This window comes from Microcoleus sp., from assembly GCF_049646505.1.
Classification (GTDB): Bacteria; Cyanobacteriota; Cyanobacteriia; order Cyanobacteriales; family Microcoleaceae; genus Microcoleus.
Map to the genome: position 1 here is coordinate 1 of NZ_JBARVX010000552.1, position 4,655 is coordinate 4,655.

At 47.3% G+C, this 4,655-nt stretch carries 3 protein-coding genes; 2 read left to right on the forward strand and 1 reads right to left on the reverse strand.

All coding sequences use genetic code 11. The features are described 5' to 3' along the window. Nucleotides 1–28 precede the first annotated feature (28 nt). Nucleotides 29–856 carry a CPBP family intramembrane glutamic endopeptidase gene (locus WBA89_RS26030; RefSeq protein ID WP_424410519.1) on the reverse strand — a complete coding sequence of 276 codons (828 nt, stop codon included), beginning with the start codon at nucleotides 854–856 and terminating at the stop codon, nucleotides 29–31. A 434-nt stretch (nucleotides 857–1,290) separates the two neighbouring features. On the opposite strand from WBA89_RS26030, the gene WBA89_RS26035 reads away from it, so the two are divergent. Further along, nucleotides 1,291–2,739 carry a GTP-binding protein gene (locus tag WBA89_RS26035; RefSeq protein ID WP_424410520.1) on the forward strand — a complete coding sequence of 483 codons (1,449 nt, stop codon included), beginning with the start codon at nucleotides 1,291–1,293 and terminating at the stop codon, nucleotides 2,737–2,739. Nucleotides 2,740–2,859: 120 nt separating this feature from the next. Beyond that, nucleotides 2,860–4,383 (forward strand): 3' terminal RNA ribose 2'-O-methyltransferase Hen1, encoded by a 1,524-nt coding sequence (locus tag WBA89_RS26040; RefSeq protein ID WP_424410521.1) that lies wholly within the window; start codon nucleotides 2,860–2,862, stop codon nucleotides 4,381–4,383. Nucleotides 4,384–4,655: the final 272 nt, after the last annotated feature.

Consider the following 4,655-nt stretch of genomic DNA (forward strand, 5'->3'; position numbering starts at 1 on the left):
TCTCATAGCGACGCACCTGATGAATATATTACAAACCTTTGGACTGTTCGGAGATTTGCCGCATTCCCACAGCCAACACGCTCAAAAACAACAGCCCCACTGCCCCAGCCAACGGATTGCCGTTAATTCCAGTAACCCAATCGGGAACAGAGCCAGAATATCGCACTAACTCCCCGATGTTAATTATATAGTATCCCCAGACTAAACCTGCATGAAGCCCGATCGACAAACCCAGCCGATTTTGACAGTGGCGCTTTGCCAAAACCAGTATCAAACCCAACAACAACAAGCCCGGAAACTGAGGCCAAGTCCGCAGCATTGCCTCCACGGGTTTGATAAAATGAGATAGGGCAAATATCAGGTTATTCGCCCGCACAGAAATTTGATTGTTGTAATCCCGCTGCAACTCGTCCAGCAACCAACCGCGGAATACCAACTCCTCCGCAAAACCCACTCCCAGGGCGCTCAAAAGCCCTTCTGCAATGATTCGAGGCAAATTATCAGAATTTTGCCACGAGACAAAGCCGAGCAGTCCTTGCACCACAAATAAGCTGAAAGTGATCGAAATGCCGATCGCCAATCCAGTCAAAAGCTCAAAACCGTTTTGTCGCGTATTGACTAAACCGTAACTTTTGAGCAATTGCGTTTGTCCGTAAACCTGTTTTCCCCAGCGCCGCACTAGGAACAAAAACTCGACAAACAACAATCCCATTGTCAGAATAGTTGCGAGGTTGCTATCTTTAACTAACAGATAAATTGGTGCGGCGACGGGCAGCCAGATTGCTGCTAAGATTAATAGGAAAATTATTACTCGTAATAAAAATGGATAACTGGCGATTTTGCTGGGGTTAATCATTGGTGGTAAATTAAATAGATTTTACATGATATTTGTAGGGACATAGCATTGCTCGCTGGTGTCAAGTTAATGTCAAATTTATTCATATACTTCTGTTGCCTGCCGAGGCCAGATCCCCCCTAGCCCCCCTTAAAAAGGGGGGGACAAGATTCTGATCAAAGCCCCCCTTCTTAAGGGGGATTTAGGGGGAGCTGTCCTCGGCTATTAACGAACTTAAGAAGGGGGGACAAAATTCTGATCAAAGTCCCCCTTCTTAAGGGGGATTTAGGGGGATCTGGCCTCGGCTATAAACGAGAGATACAAAGGTGGTCAGGTTTAAGTTGACACTCACGAGCATTATGTCATCCCTAATGTACAAAGCCCGCAGAAAAAGCTAGAATAGCATCATATCGGTTAAAACTTTAAGTGAAGCAAAGCTATAACATCAGGTAACAATGACTGAAGTATCGGATTTCTCAAATGTCGATCGCGAATTAGACGACACAATATTAAGTTTCGCAGACATTCAAGCAGAACTCAACCTGCGCCGCGCTAAAGATGCTCTGCGAGATATAGTAGAAAATCTCGACTTAACACCAAAAGAGCGAACTGGACTGGAGCCGGAAATTGGCGGGTTGGAAACAATGCTGGACAAGCTAGAGCGCGCTTGCGTGCAAATCGCTGTGTTTGGGATGGTAGGAAGGGGAAAATCTTCGGTTTTAAACGCGCTACTCGGTCAAAATGTGTTTGAAACCGGCCCGACTCACGGGGTGACTCGTACCACAACTATTGGCCAGTGGGATGTCGGAGATGGTGTTGATGACGGTTTACCCGATAGACTTTCGCCAGTTATTTACCGTTTGTCGCAAGTAGAATTAATCGATACTCCGGGAATAGATGAAGTTGACGGCGAAACTCGCGAACTTTTAGCCCGCCGCGTCGCAAAACAAGCAGATTTGATATTGTTTGTAGTTGCTGGCGACATTACGAAAGTGGAATATCAAGCACTTTCGCAGTTGCGGGAAGCCGGAAAACCCATGTTATTAGTTTTCAATAAAATTGACCAGTATCCCGATGCAGATAGGCTGGCAATTTACCACAAAATTCGGGACGATCGCGTGAGAGAATTGTTATCTCCCGATGAAATTGTGATGTCTGCCGCTTCACCTTTGACGGCGCGGGCGGTGCGCCGTCCCGACGGAAGTATGAGCGTGCAAATGACTCGCAGTTTGCCGCAAGTTGAGGATTTAAAACTAAAGATTTTGGAGATTTTAGACCGGGAAGGAAAATCTTTGGTGGCGCTGAATACGATGCTTTGTGCGGGGGATATTAACGAGCAGTTGGTGCAGCGAAAAATGGAGATTCGAGAAGACGCGGCTAACCGGATTATCTGGAATGGGGTAATGACTAAAGCTGTGGCGATCGCCCTAAATCCAGTTACTGTAGTTGATATTCTCAGCGGTGCAGTAATTGATGTGGTGATGATATTAACTTTATCTAAAGTTTACGGCATTGCGATGACAGAAGCGGGGGCGATAGAATTGCTGCAAAAGATTGCATTGAGTATGGGGGGAATTACTGCGGGGGAATTGTTGGCTAATTTGGGTTTAAGTTCTTTGAAAGGATTGTTGGGTTTGGCGACACCGGCGACGGGAGGTTTAGCCTTGGGGCCTTATCTTTCTGTGGCTGTGACGCAAGCTGCAATTGCTGGGGTTTCTTGCTACGGAATCGGTCAAGTTACTAAGGCTTATTTGGCTAACGGTGCGTCTTGGGGAGATGAGGGGCCGAAGGCTGTTGTCAGCAAGATTTTGTCTTCTTTGGATGAGGATTCTATTTTAAATCGGATTAAGGATGAGTTGCGGGCTAAGTTGAATTTGGGAAGTGGGGAAAAACAGCAATCTTAATAGTCAGTAGTCAGTAGTCATTAGTCAGTAGTCATTAGTCATTAGTCAGTAGTCATTAGTCATTAGTCAGTAGTCATTAGTCATTAGGAGGAATTACAAATTGCCAATAGCCGATGCCCAATGCCCAATGCCCAATGCCCGATGCCCAATGCCCAATGCCCGATGCCCGATGCCCGATGCCCAATTCCCAATTCCCGATGCCCAATTCCCAATATTATGTTATTAACCATTTCTACAACTCGCGTCCCAGCTACAGATTTGGGCTATTTGCTGCACAAACATCCCGATCGCCATCAATGTTTTCCAATGAGTTTCGGACAAGCCAGCGTGTTTTATCCAGAGGCGAATGCAGAAAAATGCACGGCGGCTTTACTGTTAGATGTCGATCCGGTTGGTTTGGTGCGCGGCAAGTCGAAATCGGGCGATCGCCCTCTCGAACAATACGTCAACGATCGCCCCTACGTAGCCTCATCCTTTCTCAGTGTCGCCCTCGCCCAAGTCTTCCGTACAGCCCTATCCGGTCGCTGCAAAGACCGCCCAGAACTCGCAGAAACTGCCATTCCTTTGACAGTTAATCTGTCGGTTTTGCCCTGTCGCGGAGGCGAAAAGTTTCTGCGGCAAATGTTTGAGCCGCTGGGCTATCAAGTGACAGCAAAACCGCTGATTCTTGACGCGCAATTTCCCGAGTGGGGCGCGAGTCCTTACTTTGCTGTGGAATTGCAAAATACAGTTCGGTTGGCGGATTTGTTGAGCCATCTCTACGTGCTAATTCCGGTGTTGGATGACGACAAACATTACTGGGTTGGCGATGAAGAAATCGAGAAGTTATTGCGTCACGGCGAAGGTTGGTTGAACGCGCATCCCGCCCGCGAACAAATTGCCGATCGCTATTTGAAACGCCAGCGCCGTCTGACGCGAATTGCTGTAGCACAATTAGCAGAATCCGATAATATTGACCCCGATTTTGTCGAAGTTTCTCACCAGCAAGAAGAGGAAGTTTTAGAACAGCGGATTAGCTTGAACGAACAGCGTTTAGATGCTGTGGTGGAGGTTTTAAAAGCCAGCGGTGCTCAGCGAGTTGTAGATTTGGGCTGCGGTGAGGGAAAACTGCTGCGATTGCTTTTAAAAGAAAGTGCGATCGAACAAATTACGGGAGTCGATGTTTCCCACCGGGCTTTGGAAATTGCCAGGGAAAGATTGCAAATCGATCGATTGTCTCCCGCACAACAATCTCGCATTCAACTAATCCAAAGTTCGCTGATTTATCGGGACAGCCGCTTGACAGATTTTGACGCAGCGACGGTAATTGAAGTGATCGAACATCTGGATTTAGATCGGTTGGCTGCTTTCGAGCGGGTGTTGTTTGAGTTTATTCGGCCCAAAAGTGCGTTAGCGAAGCCCTCGAAGAGGATCGTCACAACTCCAAATATTGAATATAACGTTAAGTTTGAAAACTTGCCAGCGGGCAAATTTCGCCACCGCGATCACCGCTTTGAGTGGACGAGGGCAGAATTTCAAACTTGGGCGAATGGGGTTGCAGAACGGTTTGGGTTTGCTGTAGAATTTCGTTGTGTGGGAACTGAAGATTTAGAAGTAGGTTCGCCTACGCAAATGGCAATATTCACCCAATGCAAAATCTATTAATAAAAATAACTGGTTCCTAGGCTCTGCCTAGGAACCGATGGCCAGAGGCTCTGCCTCGCGAGGTTCGATGAAAATTCGAGGCAGAGCCTCTGGATCTGCGTTACTAGGCAGAGCCTAGTAACGAGTAAATCACTATTAAACTATAACTGGTTCCTAGGCTCTGCCTGGGAACCGATGGCCAGAGGCTCTGCCTCGCGAGGTGCGATGAAAATTCGAGGCAGAGCCTCGGGATCTGCGTTACCAGGCAGAGCCTAGTAACGAGTAAGATTCAC

Excerpts from the sequence above, each read along its gene's own strand:
- WBA89_RS26030 (WP_424410519.1), bottom strand. The coding sequence starts at position 856 with ATGATTAACCCCAGCAAAATCGCCAGTTATCCATTTTTATTACGAGTA.
- WBA89_RS26035 (WP_424410520.1), top strand. The coding sequence starts at position 1,291 with ATGACTGAAGTATCGGATTTCTCAAATGTCGATCGCGAATTAGACGAC.
- WBA89_RS26040 (WP_424410521.1), top strand. The coding sequence starts at position 2,860 with ATGCCCAATGCCCAATGCCCGATGCCCAATGCCCAATGCCCGATGCCC.